General features: G+C 41.3%; 23 protein-coding genes. 11 read left to right on the forward strand and 12 right to left on the reverse strand.

Annotated features, from left to right (window positions below; all coding sequences use genetic code 11):
- Positions 1–169: 169 nt before the first annotated feature.
- The 3 genes from F0227_RS13275 to F0227_RS13285 form a co-directional block, all read right to left on the reverse strand.
- A complete protein-coding gene (locus tag F0227_RS13275) occupies positions 170–1,375 on the reverse strand; it encodes an acetyl-CoA C-acetyltransferase (protein WP_171753700.1) in 1,206 nt (401 codons plus the stop codon).
- Positions 1,376–1,566: 191 nt separating this feature from the next.
- Entirely contained in the window at positions 1,567–3,756 is a 2,190-nt protein-coding gene (locus F0227_RS13280) for an EAL domain-containing protein (RefSeq protein WP_171753701.1), read from the reverse strand.
- A 51-nt stretch (positions 3,757–3,807) separates the two neighbouring features.
- Positions 3,808–4,755 carry a phosphate/phosphite/phosphonate ABC transporter substrate-binding protein gene (locus F0227_RS13285; protein WP_171753702.1) on the reverse strand — a complete coding sequence of 316 codons (948 nt, stop codon included), beginning with the start codon at positions 4,753–4,755 and terminating at the stop codon, positions 3,808–3,810.
- 289 nt (positions 4,756–5,044) lie between these two features.
- Between F0227_RS13285 and F0227_RS13290 the strand changes: the two genes are divergently transcribed.
- From F0227_RS13290 to nqrM, 9 genes are all read left to right on the forward strand, one after another.
- Entirely contained in the window at positions 5,045–5,695 is a 651-nt protein-coding gene (locus F0227_RS13290) for an HAD family phosphatase (protein WP_171753703.1), read from the forward strand.
- A gap of 92 nt (positions 5,696–5,787) precedes the next feature.
- Positions 5,788–6,477: a DUF3313 domain-containing protein gene (locus F0227_RS13295; protein WP_171753704.1), complete on the forward strand. Its 690-nt coding sequence runs from the start codon at positions 5,788–5,790 to the stop codon at positions 6,475–6,477.
- 281 nt (positions 6,478–6,758) lie between these two features.
- Positions 6,759–8,000, forward strand: coding sequence for an HD-GYP domain-containing protein (locus F0227_RS13300; protein ID WP_171753705.1), 1,242 nt, complete (start codon positions 6,759–6,761; stop codon positions 7,998–8,000).
- A gap of 273 nt (positions 8,001–8,273) precedes the next feature.
- Positions 8,274–8,573 (forward strand): metalloregulator ArsR/SmtB family transcription factor, encoded by a 300-nt coding sequence (locus F0227_RS13305; protein ID WP_171753706.1) that lies wholly within the window; start codon positions 8,274–8,276, stop codon positions 8,571–8,573.
- A 318-nt stretch (positions 8,574–8,891) separates the two neighbouring features.
- Entirely contained in the window at positions 8,892–10,949 is a 2,058-nt protein-coding gene (locus tag F0227_RS13310) for a methyl-accepting chemotaxis protein (RefSeq protein ID WP_171753707.1), read from the forward strand.
- Positions 10,950–11,242: 293 nt separating this feature from the next.
- Positions 11,243–11,467 carry a hypothetical protein gene (locus F0227_RS13315; RefSeq protein WP_171753699.1) on the forward strand — a complete coding sequence of 75 codons (225 nt, stop codon included), beginning with the start codon at positions 11,243–11,245 and terminating at the stop codon, positions 11,465–11,467.
- A gap of 306 nt (positions 11,468–11,773) precedes the next feature.
- Positions 11,774–12,064, forward strand: a complete 291-nt coding sequence (locus F0227_RS13320; RefSeq protein ID WP_171753708.1) for a DUF134 domain-containing protein — start codon at positions 11,774–11,776, stop codon at positions 12,062–12,064.
- Positions 12,061–12,582: a NifB/NifX family molybdenum-iron cluster-binding protein gene (locus tag F0227_RS13325; RefSeq protein ID WP_171753709.1), complete on the forward strand. Its 522-nt coding sequence runs from the start codon at positions 12,061–12,063 to the stop codon at positions 12,580–12,582. The genes F0227_RS13320 and F0227_RS13325 overlap by 4 nt, the downstream gene beginning before the upstream one ends.
- Positions 12,583–12,592: 10 nt before the next feature.
- Positions 12,593–12,796: a (Na+)-NQR maturation NqrM gene (gene nqrM / locus F0227_RS13330; protein WP_171753710.1), complete on the forward strand. Its 204-nt coding sequence runs from the start codon at positions 12,593–12,595 to the stop codon at positions 12,794–12,796.
- 76 nt (positions 12,797–12,872) lie between these two features.
- On the opposite strand, the gene F0227_RS13335 is transcribed toward nqrM, so the two are convergent.
- Entirely contained in the window at positions 12,873–13,760 is an 888-nt protein-coding gene (locus F0227_RS13335; RefSeq protein WP_171753711.1) for a LysR family transcriptional regulator, read from the reverse strand.
- A gap of 87 nt (positions 13,761–13,847) precedes the next feature.
- Between F0227_RS13335 and F0227_RS13340 the strand changes: the two genes are divergently transcribed.
- Complete coding sequence (locus F0227_RS13340) at positions 13,848–15,056, forward strand: multidrug effflux MFS transporter (protein WP_171753712.1); 1,209 nt, start codon at positions 13,848–13,850, stop codon at positions 15,054–15,056.
- A gap of 121 nt (positions 15,057–15,177) precedes the next feature.
- Here the strand turns inward: F0227_RS13340 and F0227_RS13345 are convergent, their stop codons facing one another.
- From F0227_RS13345 to guaB, 3 genes are all read right to left on the reverse strand, one after another.
- Entirely contained in the window at positions 15,178–15,792 is a 615-nt protein-coding gene (locus F0227_RS13345) for an acetate uptake transporter (RefSeq protein ID WP_171753713.1), read from the reverse strand.
- Between the two features lie 251 nt (positions 15,793–16,043).
- The gene (gene guaA / locus F0227_RS13350; protein ID WP_171753714.1) at positions 16,044–17,621 is read right to left on the reverse strand and encodes a glutamine-hydrolyzing GMP synthase; all 1,578 of its coding nucleotides are present in this window, start codon (positions 17,619–17,621) and stop codon (positions 16,044–16,046) included.
- A 28-nt stretch (positions 17,622–17,649) separates the two neighbouring features.
- Entirely contained in the window at positions 17,650–19,113 is a 1,464-nt protein-coding gene (gene guaB, locus F0227_RS13355) for an IMP dehydrogenase (protein WP_171753715.1), read from the reverse strand.
- Positions 19,114–19,337: 224 nt separating this feature from the next.
- On the opposite strand from guaB, the gene xseA reads away from it, so the two are divergent.
- Positions 19,338–20,678: an exodeoxyribonuclease VII large subunit gene (gene xseA / locus F0227_RS13360; protein ID WP_253822102.1), complete on the forward strand. Its 1,341-nt coding sequence runs from the start codon at positions 19,338–19,340 to the stop codon at positions 20,676–20,678.
- Between the two features lie 121 nt (positions 20,679–20,799).
- Here xseA and F0227_RS13365 read toward each other — a convergent pair whose 3' ends face one another.
- The 5 genes from F0227_RS13365 to hisS form a co-directional block, all read right to left on the reverse strand.
- The gene (locus tag F0227_RS13365; protein WP_171753717.1) at positions 20,800–21,030 is read right to left on the reverse strand and encodes a zinc ribbon domain-containing protein; all 231 of its coding nucleotides are present in this window, start codon (positions 21,028–21,030) and stop codon (positions 20,800–20,802) included.
- A gap of 619 nt (positions 21,031–21,649) precedes the next feature.
- Entirely contained in the window at positions 21,650–23,140 is a 1,491-nt protein-coding gene (gene der / locus F0227_RS13370; protein WP_171753718.1) for a ribosome biogenesis GTPase Der, read from the reverse strand.
- Positions 23,141–23,329: 189 nt separating this feature from the next.
- Positions 23,330–24,487 (reverse strand): outer membrane protein assembly factor BamB, encoded by a 1,158-nt coding sequence (gene bamB / locus F0227_RS13375; RefSeq protein WP_171753719.1) that lies wholly within the window; start codon positions 24,485–24,487, stop codon positions 23,330–23,332.
- An 11-nt stretch (positions 24,488–24,498) separates the two neighbouring features.
- Positions 24,499–25,113, reverse strand: coding sequence for a tetratricopeptide repeat protein (locus F0227_RS13380; RefSeq protein WP_171753720.1), 615 nt, complete (start codon positions 25,111–25,113; stop codon positions 24,499–24,501).
- 11 nt (positions 25,114–25,124) lie between these two features.
- Complete coding sequence (gene hisS / locus F0227_RS13385) at positions 25,125–26,393, reverse strand: histidine--tRNA ligase (protein ID WP_171753721.1); 1,269 nt, start codon at positions 26,391–26,393, stop codon at positions 25,125–25,127.
- Between the last annotated feature and the right edge of the window lie 18 nt (positions 26,394–26,411).

Here is a 26,411-nt window from a genome sequence, read left to right on the forward strand (position 1 = left end):
CGTCAGATAATCTTGAAAGGGAATGCCATTCCTTCAATTATCTTTCTTGAACTGAACTTGTTGATGTTGCTCTGAATCCTGCATCTTGAGGTCACTTGAGTATAAAAGATTATTTCAGTATAGAAGAGATAGTTGCACTGGGATGGAAGTAAGGAGCGATATATGATCTCTAGCAACGTTTCACTATCAACGCAGTGCCCATTCCACCGCCAATACACAATGAGGCGAGACCATACTGACGTTGAGTTCTTTGAAGCTGATAAACCAGCGTTGTGACGATGCGATTGCCAGAAGCTCCAATAGGATGCCCTAACGCGATGGCTCCTCCACTTAAATTACTGCGTTCCAGTAACCAATTTTTCTCAAGATTATGCTGTTTAGTCAGAGAGTGAATAACACCTAAAGCTTGGGCTGAAAACGCTTCATTCAGTTCAAAAACATCAATATCGGTAATCTTTAACTCCGCTTTTTTTAAGGTATTTTCAATCGCGGATACAGGCCCTAGTCCCATGATTTCAGGGGCGATGGCACTCTGCCCATATTCCACCAGCTCAGCAAGAGGTGTCAGGTTATGGTGTTTCAGTGCCTGTTCAGATACCAATAAAATTGCCGAGGCGCCATCATTAATGCCAGAAGCATTTCCCGCGGTTACGCTCCCTTCCCGTTCAAATACAGTTGGCAGTTTTTCTAGCCCTTCAAGGGTGCAATCCGCTTTCGGGTACTCATCTTGAGCAACGATGGTTTGTTTGCGACGTTTGCTTATGGTTACCGCACTAATTTCGTTATCAAAATGACCATTTTCTATGGCGTAACACGCTTTTCTCTGGCTGCTCAATGCAAAATCATCTTGTTGAGTTCGGCTAATTTGGCACTGCTTAGCAACGTTTTCAGCCGTTACTCCCATGTGATACTGATGAAAAGCATCCGTTAAACCGTCTTTAATAATGCTGTCTTCTACGGTTTGATGTCCCATACGGACACCACGGCGACTCTGTCCTGAAGAGATAAAAGGTGCATTCGACATGCTCTCTGTCCCACACGTCATTACAACCTGCGCATCTCCAGCTCGAATATGGCTAGCGGCATCCATAATCGCTTTCATGCCGCTGCCACAAATCATATTAATGGTATAAGCAGGAACCGTGTTTGGTATCCCTGCGTTTATAGAGACCTGACGACCCGGTCCCATACCACTGCCCCCAGTTAAAACATTACCAACGATGACTTCATCTATCGCTTCTGGATCAATGTTGGCTTGCATCAGCGTGGCATTCACAGCGTGTGCACCTAACTCCACACTAGATAATGACGCCAACGAACCATTAAAGCTGCCAATGGGAGTACGTTTTGCCGCCACAATAAATACTCGTTGCATAATTTTCTCTCCTTGTTTCACTTTTCATTTAGTCTAAAGAGAGGGCGAGAATGAGGATATAGTCAGAAATTCAAACCCGGATTGCAATAATGCAACTAGGATTTAATCTCCTATATGCAACATCAATACTGATGCGCAATGACCTTGGTTATAATCACTGACCCTTTTAGGTTAAATGGCAGGCAATGCGGTTAACCATTCGATTTGAGAAATTGATTGTAATAGTTGATGTCTAAGAAGTTCGTTTCAAATTCATCACTAGGTACAGGTTTGGAGTAGAAATAGCCCTGAGCAACATCACACTGATTTTCCGCTAAAAAATCTAATTGGAATTGAGTTTCGACACCTTCTGCCACCACCGAGATATTTAAGCTTTTAGCCATATTAATAACGGCAGAAGTTAACGCTCTATCAAAATTATCTATCTCAATATCTGATACAAAACTACGATCAATTTTAACCCCATCAAATTCAAACGTTCTTAGATAAGAGAGTGAAGAATAGCCAGTACCAAAATCATCAAGCCAAAGTTGAATACCTAGACTGCGTATATCTGCAAGTGTACTTTTTGCAAGAGACTCATCTTTCATTAAGATGCTTTCGGTTACTTCCACATGTAATCTGTTTGGTAAAATTTGATGTTTACTAAGTATCGCTGAAAACAGTTCCACTGGATTGGAACGGTATATTTGTCGCGCAGAAAGATTTACGGAAATGTAAAAATCTTCAGAATAATGCGCCTGCCAAATTTTTAACTGCCTGCAAGCGGTATCAATAACCCACTCTCCAAGTGAAATGATGACACCACACTCTTCTGCCACTGGAATAAACTCATTAGGGTATATCAGCCCTTTTGTTGGGTGACGCCAACGAATTAAAGCTTCTGCACCGACAAGCTCAGAGGTTTCGACAGAGAATTGTGGCTGATACCAGAGTTCAAACTGAGACAAGTCATCCATCGCTCGACGCAAGTCTTGCTCTATCACCATACGAGCCTTAATTTGAACATTTAGTTTTTGGTCAAAATTCGCGTAGATATTTTTCCCCATGCTTTTCGCTTGATACATGGCAATATCGGCGTTTTTAATGAGTTCTTCAGCGGTTGAACCATCTTCAGGAAAGTTGGCGATACCTATGCTACCAGAAATCACGACTTCCTCTTTATCTAATGTTATTGGTACCTGAATAGCATCGATTAATCGTGTTGCGATCTTTGCAGTGCAAATATCGTCGCTAATATCGGGAAGGCAGATCAGAAACTCATCGCCACCGATTCTAGCGACGAGCTCATATTTAGATAAAAATGAAGTACCGCTAACGATAAAATCGTTAACTCGCAAATTATCCGTTATTCGAGTAGCCACTTCACACAACAGTTCATCACCCGCTTTGTGACCATAATTGTCATTCACAAATTTAAATTCATCGAGATCGAGAAAAAGCACAGAAAAACGTTCATTGACTGCTTTTCGGCTGATCAGTTGAGTCAGCTGTTTAATAAACAGTGCTCGATTAGGAAGCTTGGTCAACGAGTCATGATAGGCCAAGAATGAGATTTCATCGGTTTGTACTTTTAAGCTTCTTCCCATTTCATTAAATGCTTCGGCCAATTCGCCCATTTCATCATCACGATCAATCTTGTTCTCTGTTTCAAAATCACCTTTAACAATACTTTTTGTATGCGAAACGAGATCATGAATGGGCGAAACTAGTGATCGAGAAATGAGAACGGAGATAAAAATCCCTCCAACACAAAACAATAGTGCAGTAATGCCTATCGCTATCGTTATTTTCTGCAATCCACTCTGATTCGTTTCTGTTATATGGGACGTAATTTTATTCATGTCTTGATAAATCGGCTCTAAAGATAGAGTTAACACTACTCCACCAAGTAAATCCGTATCGATAAAGATGGGTTTCGCCATGATCAAGTATTGGCTATTGATTGAGGTATATACCCGTTTATTGTCTATAACGCTGGTAAGCAGATCTTCATCCTGCAGTTTTTCACCATAGCTAGGAATGGTTTCTTCTCCGTCATGAAAAGTCGCACCACTCTCATCAAAAACAACGATGGATATCACTTCTTCTTTGGTTAACGCTGGCTGTAAAAGGTTGTAAGTCGCATCAAGATCATACTGATAAAATGGATTAACAACAGATTCAGATATGTAATCTAATATGCTATTGCCTCTTTTATAGGCTTGTTTTAGCAGGCTGGCTCTGGTGTCTTTTGTGCTTAGCTCCAAAACTTTTTGCGACGTGGTGTTAAAATTATAAAGTTGCACAATAGAAATCACAGTGATAATTATCGTCACCAATACGATATTAACCACAATAAAACGCCCTTGAATTCCTACTTTTATCTTTTTTATCACCATATGCCAAACCTACCTAGATGATTACGCAACGTATTAGTCGAATAATACGGTTTACAGTTGTTCTGCTACGATTTGCGCTAACTCTTTAGCTCGTCTAACACTGTCAGATGAATCAAACAGTTCATCAAATTTTAAGGTTTTTTGATAAGCTTTAAGTACTCTCTTACCTTGCTCATTCTCATGAGCGTTTAGCAGTATTTGTACGATTTGCGTTTTTAAAGCAGGATCCATATCCGCTCTTAGCAACTCAACACCTCTAGGAAAAGGGATGCTTTGATAAATAATGTTGTTCACTTGGCGAAAGCTTTCTGGCATATCTTCTTCATTGTTCCAATCTAAGTTGCTTAATGCTCCAGCATCTACAATACCTTTGTTCACCCAAGCTGATATATTTAGCTCCTTATTAGCAAACACATAACCAATGGCGTGTTCAGGCGCTACTTCTCTAGGGCTATCTAAGCGAATTAGCTGGTACCCGTTTTGAATTAAGATAGAAGCCGGTATAAAAAAAGAGGAACTGGACCCCATGTCTTGAAAGGCAATCGTCTTGCCAACCAATCCATCAAGTGAGGTGATGCCACTGTCTTTTCTGGCAAACATAATCGAAGAGTAATCAGCCACGCCTTTTTTCCAACGACGGAGCACAATTTCGGCGCCGGCTTTATTTTGAAATTCCGTAGCCGAAAATACGGTTTCAGTGATCAGATCAACCTTGCCCTGCTGTATGAAACGAATCATTTGCTGATTATCTTTAGCAAACAGTACTTTTCCTTCCGTAATGCCAAAATCACTCAAATTGTCCGCCAGATAATCCGCAATAGGTTTAAGGTGCTTAAAGTGCTTTTTAGGATTAGTACTCACTCTCCCAACTACGATAGAGTCTCGAGTAAGCGTGTTCTTTTGATGACTAAAACTGTTGTCGCTGCTATTTGCGAGCCCCCCATTGGCATAGGTAACAGCAAATATAAAAGCCAAAGCTGATGTTAACTGACGAAACATGATTATATTCTCCTAGCCACGGTTTTATCGTTTATTATTGTTACAATACTTAATAATTAAGCTTAGCAGAGTTATATTAATATTGATGAATATTTAAGAAACTAGGTGCATTAGTTCAAAAGCTTTTATTATCAATTAGTTAAGATTATAGCCACAACAGAACCCTCTCATTTTAGCGGCACTTTTTGTTGCCAACTAACTTGCTAACTATTTGTCTTCGTTCATCTATTCTGTGCCTTACCGCAGTAAATTCGTGGTACTATCCACCTGCAATTTAGAGAGGAAAAAAATGAACTACCAAGCAGCAATTTTTGATATGGATGGACTTTTACTCGATACAGAAAGAGTGTGTCAGCAATCTTTTATAAAAGCGTGCCAAACTCTTTCATTACCATTTTTACAGGAAGTTTATCTGGGGATCATAGGCCAGAACGCGCAAGGCATTGAAAAGACCATTCGAGATGGATATGGAGAGACGCTTGACTACACTCAGCTAAGAAAAACATGGATGAGTTATTATCATGAAGTTGTTGAGCATCATGCCATTCCTGTAAAAGAGGGGGTCATCGAACTACTAGAGTGGTTTCAAAGCAAAAAAATACCCATGGCTGTCGCAACCTCTACCGACCAGAAATTAGCAAATGTTAAATTGCAATTAGCAGGATTAAGCCACTTTTTTACTGACATAACCAGTGGTTGTGAGGTCACACATGGAAAGCCTCATCCTGAAATTTACTTACTGGCAGCAAAACGTTTAAATATTGCACCACAAGAATGCTTAGGTTTTGAAGACTCTAATAATGGCGTTCGCTCTGGAGTAGCTGCGGGGTTACAGATGTTTCAAATTCCCGATTTAGTCTCTCCTGGGCCAGAAATTGTGTCATTAGAACATGCTATTGAACCATCCTTAACAAAGGTACTTCATCAGTTAAAAAAGTAGATACCTGTTACGTTCACATTGTTAATAACCAATGAAATTTATTGCCAACTAAGCTATCTTAGGTTTTATCCCTTGCATATGAACTCAATTTAATGAAATTACCTCTGTTACGAATCTGCGCGATTTTTTTTACAGCACTGTTCCTCTTTGGTTGTGCTTCAGGAAAACTGCAACACCCAACCAAATTCACCTCATTTGACAACTTTCGCCCCGGTCCAGAAGGGGGAGTTGATTTAGTCTGGACAAGAATTGGTTTATCAAGCGAAGAGAGAATAAAAAATAAACTGAGTCAGTATGACAGCGTTTTAATCGATCGCGTTTACGTTGTCGTTGATAACTCAGAACTGAATGACGAAGAGATCAACGAGCTCACAACCTATTTAGTTGATCGACTAAAACATAAGATATCTTCGACTAAAAAAATAGTTGATCAGCCGAGTGATACAACACTTCGATTAAGCATCGCAATTAGTAATGTTGAGCTGCCTAACCCTATTTTAGCGGTTACCAGCACTATTCTGCCATTTGGTTTAGGTATCTCTACCATTTCTAAACTCACCACGGGCGAACACACCAACGTGGGCAGCGCAACGATTGAGTTGCTCGTCAGCGAATCTATGACAGATACTCCCTTAATTGCTGTCATTGACCGCCAAGCTGGAGAGAAAGATTTTAGTACAATGATCGACTCACTTGACGATGCAAAAGATGCCATTAACTCTTGGGTAGATCGCTTAGCATCAACGTTAACGTCTCGCGATGAGTTGACCAAGAAAGACTAGTGAGCGCTATCTTCACGTTTATTCCTGAGACCCTGTTGATACCACGCTGGGTCCGGCAGCTTGAGGTCACTTGAGTATAAAGCCTTTACTAATAATAAAAATATTAATAGTATATTCAGGCAATTAAACCTTTTTCCCACTCTGTTAACATCATTTTTTCTTCTACCGATGAGCCACAGCTCACAGAGCCAGCAAGAATCAATTACCTCAGGATGCAGATTTCAATGATTGCACTTATTATCATTATGTACACCTAATCACTCTCTAATTAAGTAAATCGTATGCAATACAGGCAAGAAGATTCGATTAAAATAGCGATTAAAAACGTCCAAATAGGGATGTTTGTGACCGCTATTGAACATAGTTCTCGTATTGCGCTGGGAAATGCCGGACGCGTCGCTAATCAAAAAGGCATACAGCAGTTGATAGATAGCGAAGTGAAATTCGTATGGGTAAACGTCAAACTTTCCTCAAGAAAATGCACGTTTATTGAAGAGAAGAAAACTACCTCGGCGAAAAAACCAAAAACTGACGCTAACAAAGTAGTGGATAAACCACACGTTGTTAGCAAGAAAATAGAGGTGAAAGCGGTACCACACTCTTCTCGCTCAGTTAAAAAAGAGAAAGCACAAAAGCTGATAGGTGAAGCCCGAAACCTTGCTGCAAAAATTATGCACGATACCTTCGAAGATACTCCTATCGATGTTGGTATTGTTGAAGAGTGGGCTGATGATGTCGTCGATGCCGTATTGGTAAATCCTGATGCAGTTAAGTTTGTCTCTGCTTTACGAAGTAAAGATACTTACCTACTCGAACACTCCGTTAACGTTGCCTGCCTGCTTGTGACGTTTGGCCAGTACTTAAAGCTCGATAAAGAGATTCTAAAACAGTTAGCCATTGGCGGTATGCTGCATGACATAGGCAAAACCAAAGTAAAAAGCAAAATACTAAACAAGCCAGCTAAGCTTACCGAACAGGAGTTTGATCATATGAAACTCCATCAGGTCTATGCGGCAGAGATGATCCCTCAAATCTCTGGTCTTACTGAGATAAGTAAAATGGTCTGTTTAATGCACCATGAAAAACTGGATGGTAAAGGTTATCCACTCGGCCTCAGTGGTAAAGATATTCCTCTCTACGGACGAATGAGTAGTATTGTCGATATCTATGACGCGCTAACAGCTGAACGTTGTTATAAAACGGGCCTAAGCCCTTCTGATTCCTTTAAAATATTATTAAAAATGACGCCAAAACAGCTAGATCAAGATTTGGTGTATAAATTCATCAACTGCATCAGTATTTATCCTGTTGGTTCACTCGTGCAACTTAGCGACGGTAAAGTCGGTTTAGTGGAAGCAAGCAACAAAAAACACCCTCTTAATCCCGAAGTAAAATGTTTTTACTCTAATAAATATGAAAAGTTTATTGAAGTCACTTCGGTTCACCTTAACCAGTCTGATTTAAAGATCGATCACGCTATCTCCCCATCATCTCTTGGTATCGATATTTCTCATTTTTATTAGTGAGTTATTGCTTATCAGCCAACGTTTTCTGACGATATATACTTAATTTACTCAAGTGACCTTAAGTGAAAAATTGAGAGCGGCATCAACCGGTTCAGTTCAAGAAAGAGAATCTAAGCATGGCATCCCCTTTCAAAGCTATCTGACGAAAATATGGGCACCTTAAAGTTAGTTGAGTACAAACTCTTGTTATTTCATCATCGGCAAATTGCGAAAGCGTGATACTTCCATTATTATCAAAATATTCTCGCTTTAATATAAAATCGGATAAAAATGAACATTGATGATGTAGCAAAAGCCTTAAAAGAGTTAGGTCACCCTACACGGTTAACCATTTATAAGTGTGTTGTAAAAGCAGGGTTTAAAGGAATTGCTGTTGGAGGGCTTCAGCAGAGACTAGATATTCCCGGCTCAACACTTTCGCACCATATATCTAACCTAGCTTCTGCTGGGCTGATAAGCCAGAGAAGAGAAGGAAGAACGCTCTATTGCGTTGCAGAGTACCAAAAGCTAGAAAATGTCATCGGCTTTCTCAATGATGAATGTTGTTCCGATGAGCAGTTAAGCAGCTAAATGCTGTTTTACTGCTCTCTTGACTCATCCCCTACATTCAAACAATGAATACCCCCTTAAACAGCCAGCGATAAGTTGGAATTTTCCTCGTCTATTTGCTGTTCAAAACTCATTCCCTCTATCCATATCAAAGAAATTCTAAAACTTTGATCGACAACAAATGATTCATTCACTTCTTTGATTGACGCAACATAATCAGCCAATGAGAGACGATATTTAGCTTATTTATAATATACTCTTTAAGGATTCACTATATAACTAATATAAATTACGTCATTGGATCGTCCCCCTACCTCACATCCAATAATAGAGGACATCATGAATATAACGATTAGAACCAAGCTTACTTTGATGGTAAGTAGCGCCCTTATTATATTTGGTCTGTTTTTTGTGGTGAACATGTTTATCACAAAAGATGTTGTTCTTGGTACAGAAAAAGAAAATGTTACCGAGAAAGTATCTGAACTCATTGATAATAATCTAAAAGGTCAAATAGATACCGTTACATTGTCGGTTTCCAACTACTACAACAGTGCCAAATTTGAGAACGTGAAAGCAAGTTTAGCGGATGAAATAAGCACCTTTGCATCCACCGTTGAACAGATTTACCAAAACAGTGGTTCAGAAGATGCCGTGTTCGCCTTTTTAAACAACTATCGTTGGGGGAATGGCCGATATATTTTTGCTTATGATGCGGACTCTATCGTTTATCTTGCCAATGGTGCTAATACAAGCATTATTGGTACCGATGCATCCGAAAGCGAAGATGTAAAAGGCATCTATTTTGCTCAAGATATTGTCTCTTCAGCTAAACAAGAAAAAATAGGGTTTTCTAGCTACTATTTTGACAATCCATCCACCGGTAAAGTCGAAGAAAAACTCTCTGCTTCTATCTATTTTGCCCCGATGAATATGGTTATTGCTACTGGTGAGTACATCAATACCTTGAGAAAGGATAAGCTAGACTCTGCATTAGAAACCATTAGACAATCAAAATATGGCAAAAATGGTTATTTTTGGGTTCAAGATGAAAAAGGGACGATCTTAACTCACCCAAAAGAAGAGATCATCGGGCAGATATTAGGGAATACCAGCAAAATAGCAAATGATATCAAAGGAAAAACGGAAGCCTTTACCTATATAGAGTTTGAAAACCCAGCAACCAAACAGACCGAACAAAAGATTGCCTACTCAAGAACTATTTTCCCTGATTGGGGATGGACAATTGTTACCGGTACTTATGCCAGTGACATAACTGAGATAGAACAGTCTTTAACCACCAGTACAGCGGATATCTTTAATCAGAAAGTCTATCAAGGAATTGGGGTAGGCAGCGTCATCATCATAGTGTCATTAGCAATAACGCTATGGACAATAAACAGCTTAGTTCGAGGGCTTGTTGGCTTACGAACACGAATTGATACCTTATCTACCGGAGAAGCGGACCTTACCTCGAGAGTTGAGATAACCAGTAAAGATGAGCTTGGTGATATTGGAAATTCAGTAAATAATTTTATCATCTATCTGCAGTCGATGATAAAAGACGTCACCGCCGCCTCCACTCACATAACGAGCAGCATTGAAGAGCTTAAAATACAGTCTGAAAATACCAACCAAGCTTTGGTTACACATTCAGCAGAGACCGAGCAAGTTGTTACCGCGATAACCGAAATGAGTGCAACAGCAGAAACAGTGGCACAAAGTGCCGCCGATACTGCTGAAAACACCAAGAAAGCCGGTATCGAAGCGCAATCATCGAAGAAAAGCGTCACTGAAGCCAGTGTTAGCATGTCTTCATTGATGCAGGAAGTGGACTCTGCTGCAACCAATATCCATACAATGAATAACAATACTAAAGAGATTGTTAATGTACTTGGCGTTATTGGCGACATCGCTGAGCAAACTAATTTACTCGCACTAAATGCCGCAATAGAAGCTGCACGAGCAGGAGAGCAAGGAAGAGGGTTTGCTGTCGTGGCTGATGAAGTAAGAGCCCTCGCCTCTCGAACTCAAACCAGTACTAAAGAAATCAACGATCTGCTAGATCGACTACAACGTGATGCATCACAAGCTGTCTCTGCCATGGATGAAACAAAAATGACTTGTGAGACCACCGCAGAGAATGCCGATAAGGTTGCTCAAGGGCTCGACTCTGTCAGTAACTCGATTGTGGAGATTAATGATCTCAGTACCCAGATTGCAACGGCATCAGAACAACAAAGCTCCGTTACGGAAGAAGTAAATCGTAATATGACGAACATCAGAGAAATGGTTTTAAATCTAACAGATAACGGAAAAGCGACATTAGACAGCACACAAAGCCTTGCAGCAGCGAACGAGCAGTTAAGTTCATTAGTGAGTAAGTTTAAAGTTTAGATCACTCCAGATTTACGGCTTTGCATCGTAAAGCCTCAATTTTGAGGCTTTATTTATTAGCGCAATAACAATTACAAACAACCGAAAAATTAATCACAGGCACTATCAAAAAACGAGCCAACAATAAAACCAACTTACATTTATAGCTCAATCGTCTCGTTTTTACATGATGGTTACATTTCAATACATAAATGTTTGGGAAGGAGTGTAGAGCTCATCATATTACTGCTCGCTTTTTAAGCAGTTCTCAACTATAACTTATCAAACGTTCATACCTATAAAGGAGTAGACTTATGAATCACTATGATGATGTTTGTTGCTTGATCACAGGTCAGGAACCGGGCAAAGGAAGCTACCTCTGCAAAAATTGTAATATAGTTGTCGATATCGATCAGGAAGACGAAAAGCTACCAACCTGTCCATGCTGCGAACAACAAGTGTTCTATCCTCACGCTTCTTCCGTACATTCCACTGCCGTGCTTGGTACGTTTACCGATCCAACACTACTTACTTTATAGTGGCATAATTTATAGCGGTATAGCTTATAAATACACAGATTATAACAACACAGTTAACCCACTAAAGGTTGACTGTGTTTGTCATTTACCTCAGTCAATGAGTTAACTCTTGCCACTATAGAAGCTTCTTAGTAAATACCTCTAAAAAACAGACACTAATAAACCAAACACTTATTAACCGTTCCCCCAGAGGAATTTTGCTATACAATACCTTTAAAATAGCATATGCCAAAAATAACTCTCATAAATTATTGGCATATGCCAATAATGATCGTATGATAAAATTGAAACGACCAAGGAGAGCTTATGGCTAGACCTAAAAAGTGTCGCCGTATCTGTGGAAGACCAGCTCATAGCTGCTTTAAACCAAACGGCATACCAATGAGTAAACTCACTAAGACCGACTTGCTCTCTGAAGAATTTGAAGCACTAAGACTTGCTGATTATCAGAACCTTAGTCAACAAGAGGCTGCTGATCAAATGGGCGTTTCTAGGCAAACTTTTGGCAATATAGTAAGCCGTGCTCGGTTTAAAGTTGCTGCTAGTTTGGTTGAAGGTAACGCACTTGTTCTAGAAGATAAGGAGTCAGAACAATGATCTATGCGATCCCACATAACCGTAATTGTGTTGCGAATCATTTTATGAAAGCATCACAATTTGCATTTATAAATCAAGAAAACTCATCCATTGACTATATGCATAACCCTGCGGCTCTTGGCAACTCTTCTTGCCAAGATAAAAAATCGCTGCTTTCTCTGATCAGTAGCATGAAAGCAGATGCGGTTATTGTTAGAAATATCGGTGAAAGAGCACTGGGTAAACTACTCAGCTCAGGTATTCGTGTCTTTCAAGTCACTGCACAAACTCCGTTGGCTAGTGCTATCAATAGCCCTATGACTGAACTGACAAGCGCAGAGCAAGGTCGCCCTTCGACCAATCACGCGAAGAAGGGAGGATGCTCTCATAAAGGAAGTGGAAGTGGCTGCGGATGTGGAAGTTCAAATGCACACGAACATAAACAAGATGGTGTACACTTACAGCAAGGTGCAGGTAAAGGCCAGATGATGAGAAGAAACCTTCGTTCCATTTCATCAATAAAGCCTTTCAATAAATAACGGGCAAATTATGACTACACTACTTATTACGTTCGGTGTTTTTCTTATTGTGATTTTACTTATGGCAATCGGTGTCATATTAAATAAAAAAACAATCAAAGGCAGTTGTGGAGGCTTAAGCAATGTTGGAGTCGACAAAGCATGTAACTGCGAAGAGACATGTGATGAACATACCTTGTATCAAATCTCTGAGCCAGGAGAGAGCGGTAAGTAACAAAAGTCGTCTGACCCTTGAGGCGCTCCATAGCTAAGAGCGCCTAGTTTGTTTTAACTGAGAGTCCTTAACAACCCTACCCTAGTTGCTCTTTCTCTAAACGTTGTTTCAAGTAATTTAAGAATAACTGCGTTCGCGTTTGTTGATAATCCAGCTTCGGATAATACGCAAAAACTGTCGCTTCATCAGCTGTCACCTCTGGCAAAATCCTAACCAAAGCACCACTTTTTAACTCTTCTTTAATCATGACATTATTGGTAAGCAAAATACCCATGCCATTTTTTCCTGCATAAAACAGAGCTTCAGGATTAGTGGTGGCAAAATTTCCAGATAAATGAAGTCGCCGACCTTGAGATAACTTTATCTCTCGTTGCGGGCGCTCTCCCCAAATCAACATATTGTGGTAGGCAAGATCATCGATTGTTTTTGGTTCACCGTACGCTTCAATATACTTGGGAGAAACATAGAAGCCCGCTTGGTGTTCAAAAAGTGGCGTGGCTTTAAAGCTTAGTGAGTTTAATTGCTCGATTTCACGGCTTATAAATAGATCCAAACTCAGCTCTGGTAACTGCCCTGGAGTTGTTGTGGTCAACTGAATGCGAATGTCTGGATATTGCTGCAAAAAATCATCTAAATACTGGATCAGAAATTTGGATCCTACCGCCAATGTTGCCCCAATGCGCAGTAACCCTGCAGGTGCTTGGTTTACACTTCGTGTTTCATCAATAACTGATTGCCAGCTATCTAGCTGACTTTTCGCTCGCTCATAAAACAGTACCCCTGCTTCTGTTTGCGTCACAGATCGTGTTGTTCTCTTCAATAGCTGAACACCAACTCGATCCTCTAACCAGTGTATTCGTTTACTTATCGCTGAGCCGGTCGTATTAAGCTTTCTTGCCGCGCCATTAAAACTGCCCTCTTCAACAACACGAACATAACTTTGCACACTTTGAATCCAATCCATCGCCACCTCAACTAATTCCAAATGGGAATTAATTTAATTCCCAAAGCGGTAATTATCAAACATTGGTTATCAATATACACTGTTAGCATGATAAGAGAAAAGAGAACCACCTTTAAAAAAACACCCATGCTGTTAGCCATGATGATCATTGCTACAGGGCAGGTTGGCGTCAGTATTTATTTGCCGTCATTACCGTTAATTAGCGAGTCACTTGCTATCGGACAGGCACAAGTTCAAATGCTTGTTACCCTATTTTTGGTCGGATTTGGCGTATCACAACTTTTTTATGGCCCCATGTCAGACGCCATTGGACGACGGCCTATATTCATTCTTGGCCAAGGCATATATTTACTAGGTACTGTCGTTTGTCTATTTTTTTCTGACCACTTTCAAGCCTTAGAGATAGGACGATTACTGCAAGGACTTGGAGCAGGAAGCGCCTCAGTGCTGGGGAGAAGTGTGTTGCGAGATAGTTATGACGGTTCACAGTTAACAAAAGCCTTCTCCTACATCTCAATTACCGCCTCTATTATTCCCATCCTCGCCCCTGTATTGGGTGGGTGGATTGCTTTCCATTTTAGTTGGCAGGCTGTGTTCGTTTTTGTATTGTTTTATCTATGCAGCATATACGTATTAGGCTGGTTTATTCTTCCTGAAACTCTGCCATACAATCAAAAACCATTTAAGGTTAAAAAGGTGATGAGCACCTATTGGCAGTTAATCTGTAACCCTCAAGTTATAGGCAGCGCCAGCTACAACTGGTTGAGCTACCTTGCTAGCCTTGTATCGCTATCGCTATTTCCGTTCTTACTACAAAACCAACTTGGTCTCACTACAGCCGAATATGGCTCGGTGATGATCATTCCCTCGGCGGGCCTACTAATTGGTAGTCTCATTCTCAATGTTATTAACCGCTACTTTTCTAACAGCATCTTAATGGCATTTGCCATTGCATTGATGACGTTTTCAGGAGCGTGGTTATTAGCGACGGAGATGACGCTGTTTAATCTTATCTTTGCCTTTACATTACTGGCAGTTGCTCAAGGGATCTCATTTCCTCTCTCTATCAGCATGCTGCTCTCTCCTCACAAACAGCAGGCAGGTTCTGTCTCTGCCTTATCTGGATCGGTACAGATGTGTTTATCCGGTTTGTTTGGTGGTTACTTAGTCGAGGTGTGGGTTTCAGATCAAGCTGGATTGGGATTCTTTTATTTAGCCGTGTGCGGTTTAATGGCGTTGGTTCTAATATCGAGTCAACTATCGCAACGTCAGTTAGCAACAGATAACGGATGTTAGCTTACTGGTAGGCTAAGTTTCTTCTTGTTGATTAAATTGATAACCACAAACAAAAATCCCCGCCATAACGATGGCGGGGACTGAAAATAGCTATCTACTGAAAACGGATTAGAGCGTCATCTTATGCCGTAACAGGTTGTGTCTCTGCTTCTTCTTCAACTACTTTAACACGACCAATCAGTGGTTTACCTACCGGTAATATTTCGCGACCAAATTCATTATTTAAAACTTGAGCCATGGCAAAATAGATTGCGCTCGCGCCACAGAAAATACCTTCATAACCTGCGATATGACCAATAAACTCGTTACCGGTGAAGTCACGAATAGCAAGTAGAGCAAATAGTATCACCAAAGAACCAAATACAACTTGTTTAGCCGTTGGGTAGCAAAGTGAGCCAATAAACATAAAGGCAGTGAAAACACCCCATAGTGCTAAATACCACCCCATAAATGGCGCAGGGCTCGCGGGTAAGCCCATTTTAGGCATTACAATTAGACCGACCAGGGTTAACCAAAACAAACCGTATGACGTGAAAGCAGTCGTTCCAAAAGTATCGCCACGCTTAAAACACATGATGCCAACAATAACTTGGCTTAATCCACCATAAAAAATACCCATCGCAAGAATCATGGAATCAATAGGGAAATAACCTGCGTTATGAATATTTAGAAGAATAGTCGTCATACCAAAGCCCATTAGGCCTAATGGTGCTGGGTTTGCTAGTTTTGTTGACATCCGATGCGAACCTTACTCAAAATTAGTTGAAAAAATACAGATATTTTTTAGTCGCGCGGATAATAGTTTATTATCAACTTAGTTGCAATACTCAAAATTGATATTCAACAAAAGAATTTTGTGACAACCAACAAAGTAATAACGAGAAGGGTTTGACTGGCATTAATTTAACTGAAAAGAGAGTCATCAAGTAACCCATGTCCGGTTTACTTGATGACTGAATAACCTAGTTTTTTGTTACTTAATCTCTATTATTCCCACTCGATAGTCGCAGGTGGTTTTCCTGAAATATCGTATACCACGCGAGATATACCTTCGACTTCATTGATAATACGATTAGAAACTTTACCTAAGAAATCATATGGCAGATGAGCCCAGTGAGCGGTCATAAAGTCGATAGTTTCTACGGCGCGCAAAGAGACGACCCAATCGTACTTTCTTCCGTCGCCCATCACGCCGACCGAGCGTACTGGCAAAAATACTGCAAAAGCTTGTGATACTTTGTTGTACAAATCCGCGTTATGCAGCTCTTCAATAAAGATGGCGTCAGCACGGCGAAGCAGATCGCAATACTCTTTCTTAATCTCACCTAATACACGAACCCCTAAACCAGGGCCTGGGAACGGGTGACGATAAAGCATGTTATATGGTAAACCTAGCTCCAAACCAATTTTACGTACTTCATCTTTAAACAGCTCACGAAGTGGTTCAACTAACCCCATTTCCATATCATCTGGCAAGCCGCCAACATTATGGTGCGACTTAATCACATGCGCTTTACCGGTTTTAGACGCTGCCGACTCAATAACATCTGGATAAATGGTTCCTTGAGCTAACCATTTGGCGTTATCCAATTTTTTCGACTCTTCATCAAAAACATCAATAAACACATGACCAATGGTTTTACGCTTCACTTCAGGATCTTGTTGGCCTTTTAGTGCATCTAGGAATCGTTGTTCTGCTTTTACATGAACAATATTCAATCCAAAGTGGTCACCAAACATGTCCATTACTTGTTGGCCTTCGTTTAAACGAAGTAGACCATTATCAACAAATACACAGGTTAGCTTGTCACCAATAGCGCGGTGAACCAACATAGCGACAACAGATGAGTCAACACCACCAGACAAGCCAAGAATAACTTCGTCATTCCCTACTTGCTCTTTAATACGAGCAACCGCATCATCAATAATTGACTGAGATGTCCATAATTTTTCGCAACCACAAATAGAGATAACAAAGTTCTCAAGCATTCTCATGCCTTGTCTTGTATGGGTTACTTCAGGGTGGAACTGAACGCCATAAAACTGTTTCTCTTCATTCGCCATGGCGGCAAATGGACACGTTTCTGTTTCAGCGACTTTTTTAAAGTCAGATGGAATTTCAACCACTTTATCACCATGGCTCATCCAAACATCAAGCAGCGGGTGACCATTTTCTGCAATGGCGTCTTCTATATTTTTGAACAGTTGGCAGTCATCAACTACCTCTACTTTTGCATAACCAAATTCACGTTCATTTGAACCAGCAACTTTACCGCCTAACTGCTCGGACATAGTTTGCATACCATAACAAACACCAAACACGGGTACACCGGCTTCAAATACATATTCTGGCGCACGTGGAGAGTTATCTTCTGTTACGCTCTCTGGACCACCAGATAAAATGATACCGTTAGGGTTAAAGTCTCTAATATCAGACTCTTCAACATCCCAACTCCACAACTCACAATAAACACCAATTTCACGAATACGACGAGCAATTAGCTGCGTGTACTGAGAACCAAAATCTAAAATCAAAATACGTTGATCATGAATATTTTTTGTCATTTCTAATGTCTCAATTCTTGTGTGTTGACTAGCCTAAACGATAGTTAGGTGCTTCTTTGGTAATCTGGACATCATGAACATGCGACTCCTTCATACCCGCACCAGATATACGAACAAACTCTGCTTTGGTTCTCATCTCTTCTACCGTAGCGCTGCCAGTAAGTCCCATACTTGAGCGTAATCCACCCATTTGCTGGTGCACAATCTCTTTCAAGCGACCTTTATAAGCGATACGACCTTCTATTCCTTCCGGTACTAGCTTGTCTGCTGCATTATCCGTTTGGAAGTAACGGTCCGAAGAGCCTTGCGACATTGCGCCTAGAGAGCCCATTCCGCGATATGATTTGTAAGAGCGACCTTGGTACAAAATAACTTCACCCGGTGCTTCTTCTGTACCGGCGAACATTGAGCCAACCATGACACATGATGCTCCGGCAACGATGGCTTTACAGATATCACCTGAGAAACGAATTCCGCCATCAGCAATAACTGGAATACCATATTGATCCGCCACTTCAACAGCATCTGAGATAGCGGTGATTTGTGGAACCCCAACACCAGTAACAATACGCGTTGTACAAATTGAACCAGGGCCAATACCTACTTTTACGGCGCTAACACCTGCATCAATTAATGCTTTAGCACCTGCACCTGTCGCGACATTACCGCCAATAATATCCAGATTTGGATAGGCAGCGCGTGTATCTCGAATTCGAGTCAATACCCCTTCAGAGTGACCATGTGAAGAATCGATAAGTAGTACATCTACCCCCGCTTCAACAAGTGCTGCGACTCTTTCTTCATTACCAGCGCCGGCGCCAACAGCGGCCCCCACTCGTAGACGACCTTGGTCATCTTTACATGCGTGCGGTTTTCTTTCCGCTTTATGGAAGTCTTTAGCAGTAATCATGCCTTTTAGCTGGAATGCATCATTCACAACTAACACTTTCTCTACGCGAGAACGGTGCATCTCTTCTTGCACAACTTCTGGAGCTGCGCCTTCTTTAACCGTTGCTAGACGCTCTTTTGGCGTCATTACTTTATCGACTGTTTTGGATAGATCAGTAACAAATCTAACATCTCGTCCAGTAATAATTCCGACCAGTTCATTGTTCTCACCAACAACAGGATAACCAGCAAAGCCGTTTTTCTCAGTTAAAGCCAACACATCTGCAATGGTAGCCGTCGGTTTCACGGTAACAGGATGAGAAACCACTCCGGCTTCGAATATTTTTACTAAGCGAACTTGTTCTGCTTGTTGTTCAATGGACATGTTTTTATGAATAAAACCAATGCCACCTTCTTGAGCAAGAGCGATTGCAAGACGAGCTTCCGTGACCGTATCCATCGATGCAGAAAGCATCGGGATGTTCATCTCAATATTTTTGGTTAATTTAGTACGCAAGTCCGCGGTATTTGGAAGTACTGTCGAATGTGCAGGGACGAGTAAAACGTCGTCAAAAGTAAGGGCTTCTTTTGCGATTCGTAGCATTGCAATATCTCTCAACATAGGGTTAATACAAAAATTCATCCTTAACAACGAGTCAAAAGGATGAATCTTAGAGTGAATCAATATAAATATTGCAAACGGATTATACGCACGACGCAATCGGTTAGCTACACATTTTTTTGATTTTTATTTGCATTTACCCCCTTGATATGTATTATATTGCCGCTAATTTCCATACTCACGTCTCTGTGGTATCTCTGGTGTCTCTGCAATCCAATTTTCAACAACGAAACGAAAATATTTTCACAGTATCCCGACTCAATTCTGAAGTTCGTCTTCTACTTGAAAACGAAATGGGTGTTGTTTGGCTTGTTGGAGAGATATCAAACTTTTCCGCGCCAGTTTCAGGCCATTGGTACTTTTCTCTAAAAGACGCCCGAGCTCAGGTAAAATGTGCCATGTTTCGCGGTAATAATCGTCGCGTAACATTTAAACCTAGCAGTGGTAACCAAGTATTAGTAAAAGCTCGCCTTTCACTTTATGAACCTCGTGGTGACTACCAGCTTATTGTTGAAAGTATGCAACCGGAAGGCGACGGTAAATTGCAGCAGCAGTTTGATGAACTGAAAATGCAATTAGCGGCCGAAGGACTATTTGCTCAATCCACCAAAAAAAGCTTACCTGAAAACCCACGTACAGTCGGTGTTGTGACATCAAAAACTGGTGCAGCACTATACGATATTCTCGATGTATTAAAACGACGAGACGCGACCCTGCCGGTGGTTATTTACCCAACCCTTGTGCAAGGAGAAAATGCCGCAATAGAGATTGCTCAAGCCATTGGCAGAGCAAACAGCCGTAATGAATGCGATGTGTTAATAGTTGGTCGTGGTGGTGGTTCAATTGAAGATCTGTGGTGTTTTAATAATGAAATCGTTGCGCGGACAATAGCAGCCAGTCAAATTCCGATTGTTAGCGCCGTCGGACATGAAATCGATGTGACAATCGCTGATTTTGTTGCCGATGTTCGAGCACCAACACCATCCGCAGCCGCAGAGCTGGTCAGTCGGGATCAAAGCCATAAGCAGCAAGCAATTACTCGTCGGGTCTTGGCATTAAAAAATAGCATTCAACATTACTTTTCTGAGCAACAATTTACCTTGCAAAAGCTCTCTCATTTACTAGACAAACAGCACCCTAGTTACCAATTAGAGAAGCAGAATCAACAACTTGATGAGCTAGAATCACGTTTAATTTCTGCCATTCAAACGAGATTTCAACAGCAACAATCATCAATAAGAAAGCTCGATCATCAATTGCAGCTTTTATCGCCAGACAATACCATTAAAAAGCAGCAGAACTCTCTATCTCGACTTAATCAGAGCTTAATTGATGCCATGGATAAAAAGCTGATGATTGAGCGTCATAAACTGGCACTCGCCGCAGAAACATTAGATGCAGTAAGCCCGCTGGCAACACTCAAGCGAGGTTATAGTATTAGTAAGCGGGAGGATGGCCAAGTCATTACACAGGCAAAAGAGGTTAGCAAAGGAGATCGCATCATCACTCAGCTAGCCGATGGCAATATTCACTCCATAGTCAGCTAGAATTTAGGGGCCGTTGATCTTTCAAGTAGCCATTTTTCCCCTTCGGACAGCACTTGTTGGCATTTTCTACTGCTTTATCGCCTGATTGCGTGTTCAGTAAGGCTAAACTTGTTTTACTCCGTTATACCTGTTGTTCAAACTGAAATCGTACACGTGACTTAGATTTAAGCTCATTGCAGCTATTACAGAAATAGTTCGCAGCACCACACGCCTGAAGCTTCTCTAACTCCGCGTCACAATCCGGACAAAATGCGAGTTTGTTGTATTTAGTTAAACACGGCTTACAGTGATAAACACCAGCTTTCCACTCAAGCTCTTGGTTACATTGAGGGCAAATATTTTGTGGCGACATAATGAGTCTCTCTTAATTATGTTCAATCTAATTTAAATAGCTTTATGACTTAGTAAGGTTAGATCGACGTTTCCAATCCCTGACATTCATCAGGATTACTATTAGGCTACCATGATCTTTTTGCATAAAGAACATGATGATCTTTTTACTGCTTTTAGGTTACTATGATCTTTATCGGATCATCTGCTTAATCTTATCTGATCAGCGATCTGCCCCATTAAGAATATTTATATAACCACAACCCGAAAGCATAAGTTACATATCCTGTTTTTGGATTTTAAACAGTTAATTAAACTAATCAACATTGATATGTAACCGAGATCGCGGTATTTTATAAAATCGATCCCTGTTCGCGATTATTCAAGCAACCATTTGTTGTAATCGCTTTTGTGCTGAGTTTAGAGCTCCAGATAGAAATCGACATATATCTTTTCCTATCAAATAGTTAGCCGGATTACTTCCATAATATTTTTTAACTATTTTATTCTATTTCTCATTTTGAGATGGGATCAAATCACTTCTCTAGGCAAATAAAAAGCGCCTAAGGCGCTTTTTATTGCTTTTCGTTCTAGTCGGTCATAGCCGATTATCCGCTAAATCGAATAAGTCTCAGGCGATACTACTTTTTCTTACGGTTCTTCATCATACCTAATACGCGTTTGCGATTACGGTCTTGATAAAGTGTCTCTTTATCGCCTTTCTTTTCAAATGGGTTTTCACTACTTTGAAACTGAATTCGAATGGGTGTGCCCATTATCTCCAAAGAACGACGATAATAGTTCATTAAATATCGTTTATAAGAGTCCGGTAGCTCGTTTACCTGATTACCATGGATAACAATAATTGGCGGGTTATATCCCCCAGCATGGGCGTATTTTAGTTTTACACGACGACCACGAACTAATGGCGGCTGATGATCATCTGTTGCCATCTTCATAATACGGGTAAGTACAGAGGTTCCTACACGAGTTGTCGCTGATTTATAAGCTTCTTGTACTGACTCGAATAAGTGACCAACACCAGTACCGTGCAGAGCGGAAATAAAGTGAATTCGAGCGAAATCAACAAAGCCCAGACGTCTATCCAGCTCTTTTTTAACATGCTCTTTTACATCGCTATCCAGTCCATCCCATTTATTAACGGCTAATACGATGGAACGTCCAGCGTTTAATGCAAAACCCAGTAAGCTTAAATCTTGATCTGAGATATTTTCGCGAGCATCAATTATCAATAGCACTACGTTAGCATCTTCAATGGCTTTTAAAGTTTTCACCACAGAAAATTTTTCTACCGTTTCATTGATACGCTTTCTTCGACGAACACCAGCGGTATCAATCAGTACGTATTCTCGTCCATCACGCTCCATTGGGATATAGATAGAGTCACGTGTTGTTCCGGGCATATCATAAACAACAACACGCTCTTCACCTAGAATACGATTGGTTAGCGTTGATTTACCCACATTAGGCCGACCAATAATCGCCAGCTTAATCGGCTGGTCTTGAAGCCTCTGAAACTCTTCTTCTGCTTCTTGCTCAGAATACTCAAGTTGCTCTTCTTCCTGCTCAGCCAAATTGGTAAGATCTTCTATCTCACCTTCATTCTTTTCTAACAACTCTTCCGCAAATGGGTTTAACGCTAGATCAATCAACGCACTCACGCCACGACCATGAGCAGCGGCTATTTGGTACATATTGTCCATACCAAGCTGCCAAAACTCAGCACTTGCTGCGTCAGCATCAACACCATCCACTTTATTGACCACTAACATGGCTGGCTTTTCAATTTTACGCAAATGCTCTGCTATCGCTTCATCTGATACCGTTAGTCCAGCGCGGCCATCAACCATAAATAACACAACATCAGCTTCATCAATAGCCGCTAATGACTGCGCCGCCATTTTGGTTTCTACGCCTTCTTCTGTGCCATCAATACCACCGGTATCTATCACGATGAATTCATGCTCTCCTAGCTTAGCCTGACCATATTTACGATCTCGAGTAAGTCCAGGAAAGTCGGCAACCAATGCATCCCTAGTACGGGTTAATCGGTTAAATAATGTTGATTTACCTACGTTTGGACGCCCAACTAGAGCAACAACAGGAATCATAACAACCTCTACAATTTTTATTCTATATGTAGTTATAGGTAAACATTGCCTATTTACCTATAACCACACTTATTAATGTCAACAAAACGGCTCCTAACCGCTAAGTCAGGAGCCGAACGTGAATTCTATCACACTATTGATCTTAAGTAACACTCACTATGATCAGGTTACTTACGTCAGATTACACAGCTAGTTGACCGTTAATTTCTCAACCCTACCATTGCGAGTCGTGATCAAATATCCATCATCGAGCTCAATGGGTGCAACAGCAAAACCACTATCATTAACAAGTTGTTGAGCAACAAACTCACCACTGTTTTTATCCAGCCAGTGCAGATAGCCTTCTGCATCACCAACAACAATATAATCATCAATAATTGTAGGCGAAGTCAGCAAACGGTTTTCTAACTGTTTGTTTTTCCATAGTTCCGTGCCACTACGAGCATCAACCGCCGCCACGTAATCATTGTCTGTTACCAGATATAATCGCGAACCATCCGTCGACATATCAAGAGCCGAAGAGTAGTTTCGCTTCCATGATGGACCGCCAGAACGAAGATCAATAGCAATCAACTGGCCATTAACACCAACGGTATACAGCATGGATCCTAGAATAATCGGCGATGAATCAACATCAACAATTCGATCTATTTCTGTTGCGCCTTTTGGTGTACCTACAGGTTGTTGCCAAATTAGCTGACCACGTTCAACCACTGCTGCCGCCAATCTACCATTGGCGGTTCCCCAAAAGACACCGCCGGATGCGGTTGAAGGGGCGCTGTCACCACGAAGAGTAAGGTTTGGCACCTCTGTGCTGATGCTCCAAGCCTCATCACCTGTCTCTGCATCTAACGCTACCAAAATGCCACGACTGGTATTGATCATGACTAAACTATTGTCAGTTGCTGGTCTAGCAAGAACTTCGCCTAACACGTTTTTACGCCAAACAAGTTCTCCTGATTCGGCGTTTAAGGCGATTAACTGACCGTTTTCTGAGCCAATAAATACTTTGCCATATGAGGCATTTAGGCCACCAGACAATCGTGCAGAAGTGTCACCACTAACATTCGTTGACCAGAGAGTTTCCCCACTAGCGGGATCAAGAGCCTTAACTTCTCCATCTCGGCTAGCAACAAATATTTTTTCATATGCAAATTCTGGCTGAAGCTTAGAAAAGAAATGCCCAACACCATTTCCAATAGAAGTCGTCCATTGGCTATCTGGCGTAAACTGGCTTGATACTTGTGGAACGGGAGCCATTACCACGGTATCTTCTTCACTAGAGCAACCCACGATAGTGGACAGTGCCAATGAGCCTAGCAAAATTCGGCTGAATAACTTATTCATGGTTTCTGCCCTTATTTCGCCAAGTCATCCAGCTTTAATTGAATACCTTGGTTTGCATCACCAGCTTGCTGAGCTTCAACATAGGCACTATAAGCACCTTCTTTGTCGCCCTTACGTAACAAGATGTCACCTTTAAGCTCGTTTACTCGCCCTTGCCATGCCGATGATGTAATTGCTGAAAGTTGAGCAATAGCTTGATCAAACTGCTGCTGCTGAGCAAATACTCTGGCGATACGAAAGTCGATCAAAGGTTTGACGGTTTCATCTTTAGTATTGGCTTTCGCCCACTCAAGTTGTGCTAATGCCGCAGGAATATCGTTAGCTTCGACTTGAACTCGCGCTAACTGCAGTGCTGCGAGTACTGCATATTCCGTCTCTTTATTGGCGTCAATATAACTCTGAACCTCGTCACTGGCATCACTTCCTGCGTTAGAGAGCTGAGAAATAACCTTTGTATAGCTGTCTGATGCTGCATCTTTCGCTGCGACTACAGAATCTTGATAATAACGCCATCCAAAAATGCCACCCAATCCAACAACGCCACCTAAAATGACCGCTTTGCCGTTCTCTTTCCACCAATCTTTAATGGCTTCAACTTGTTGTTCTTCGCTATCGTACAGTTCCACGTCCTGTCCTCTTAAATCAAATTTGTTAGGTGCGATGCAACGTCAGTTTGGGCAAGCGTACTTTGCTCACCACCAGCAAGGTCTTTAACCACTACTGTTCCTTCAGACACTTCATTTTCACCTAGCACTAATGCGATTGCTGCACCGACTTTGTCAGCACGCTTAAATTGTTTCTTAAAGTTACCACCACCAAAGTGGGTCATAACTCGGAGTTCAGGCACTGATTCACGAAGCTGCTCAGCTAACTTCATTCCTGCCATCATTGTCCCTTCTCCCGCGGTGACGATATAAACATCTACCGCACGGCGAACATCATTTAGGCCTAATGTGTCCAGCAGCAATACGAGTCGCTCTAGCCCCATCGCAAACCCTACCGCAGGCGTTGGTTTACCACCTAATTGCTCAACCAAACCGTCGTAACGACCACCACCACACACTGTTCCTTGCGCGCCTAAGCTTTCAGTGATCCACTCAAATACGGTTCGGTTGTAATAATCTAAACCGCGTACCAATCGTTGGTTAACTTGATATTCGATTCCGGCAGCATCAAGAAGTTCACACAGTCCAGAAAAATGTTGTTTTGACTCTTCATCTAAGAAGGCCGACAATTCTGGCGCGTCACCTAAAATGGCTTGTACATCTGGATTTTTTGTATCCAATACACGCAATGGGTTGGTATACATACGACGTTGACAGTCATCATCCAACACATCTTCGTGCTGCTCTAAATAAGCGATCAATGCATCGCGATAATTCGCTCTTGCTTCTAACGAACCGATGGAATTCAGTTCTAATCGAACATGTTCATCAATGCCAAGCTCACGCCACAAGCGCGCAGTCATCATGATCATTTCTGCATCAACGTCAGGTCCATTTAGACCAAAAACTTCTGCACCCACTTGATGAAATTGACGGTAACGTCCTTTTTGTGGTCTTTCATGACGGAACATTGGTCCCATATACCACAAGCGCTGCTCTTGGTTGTACAGTAAACCATTTTCGATGCCAGAACGGACACATCCAGCGGTACCTTCTGGGCGAAGCGTTAAACTATCACCATTGCGGTCTTCAAATGTATACATCTCTTTTTCGACAACATCTGTCACTTCACCAATGGCTCGGCTAAATAGATGCGTCTGCTCAACGATTGGCATGCGTACTTCGCTATATCCATACGCACTTATCACTTTTTTTACTGTTCCTTCCACTTTCTGCCAAAGCGGAGAATCTGTAGGAAGGCAGTCGTTCATGCCTCGTATTGCTTGAATTGTTTTTGCCACAATCTTTTACCGTAATCG

Origin of the sequence: Vibrio sp. 99-8-1 (assembly GCF_013114595.1) — a bacterium.
Taxonomy (GTDB): domain Bacteria; phylum Pseudomonadota; class Gammaproteobacteria; order Enterobacterales; family Vibrionaceae; genus Vibrio.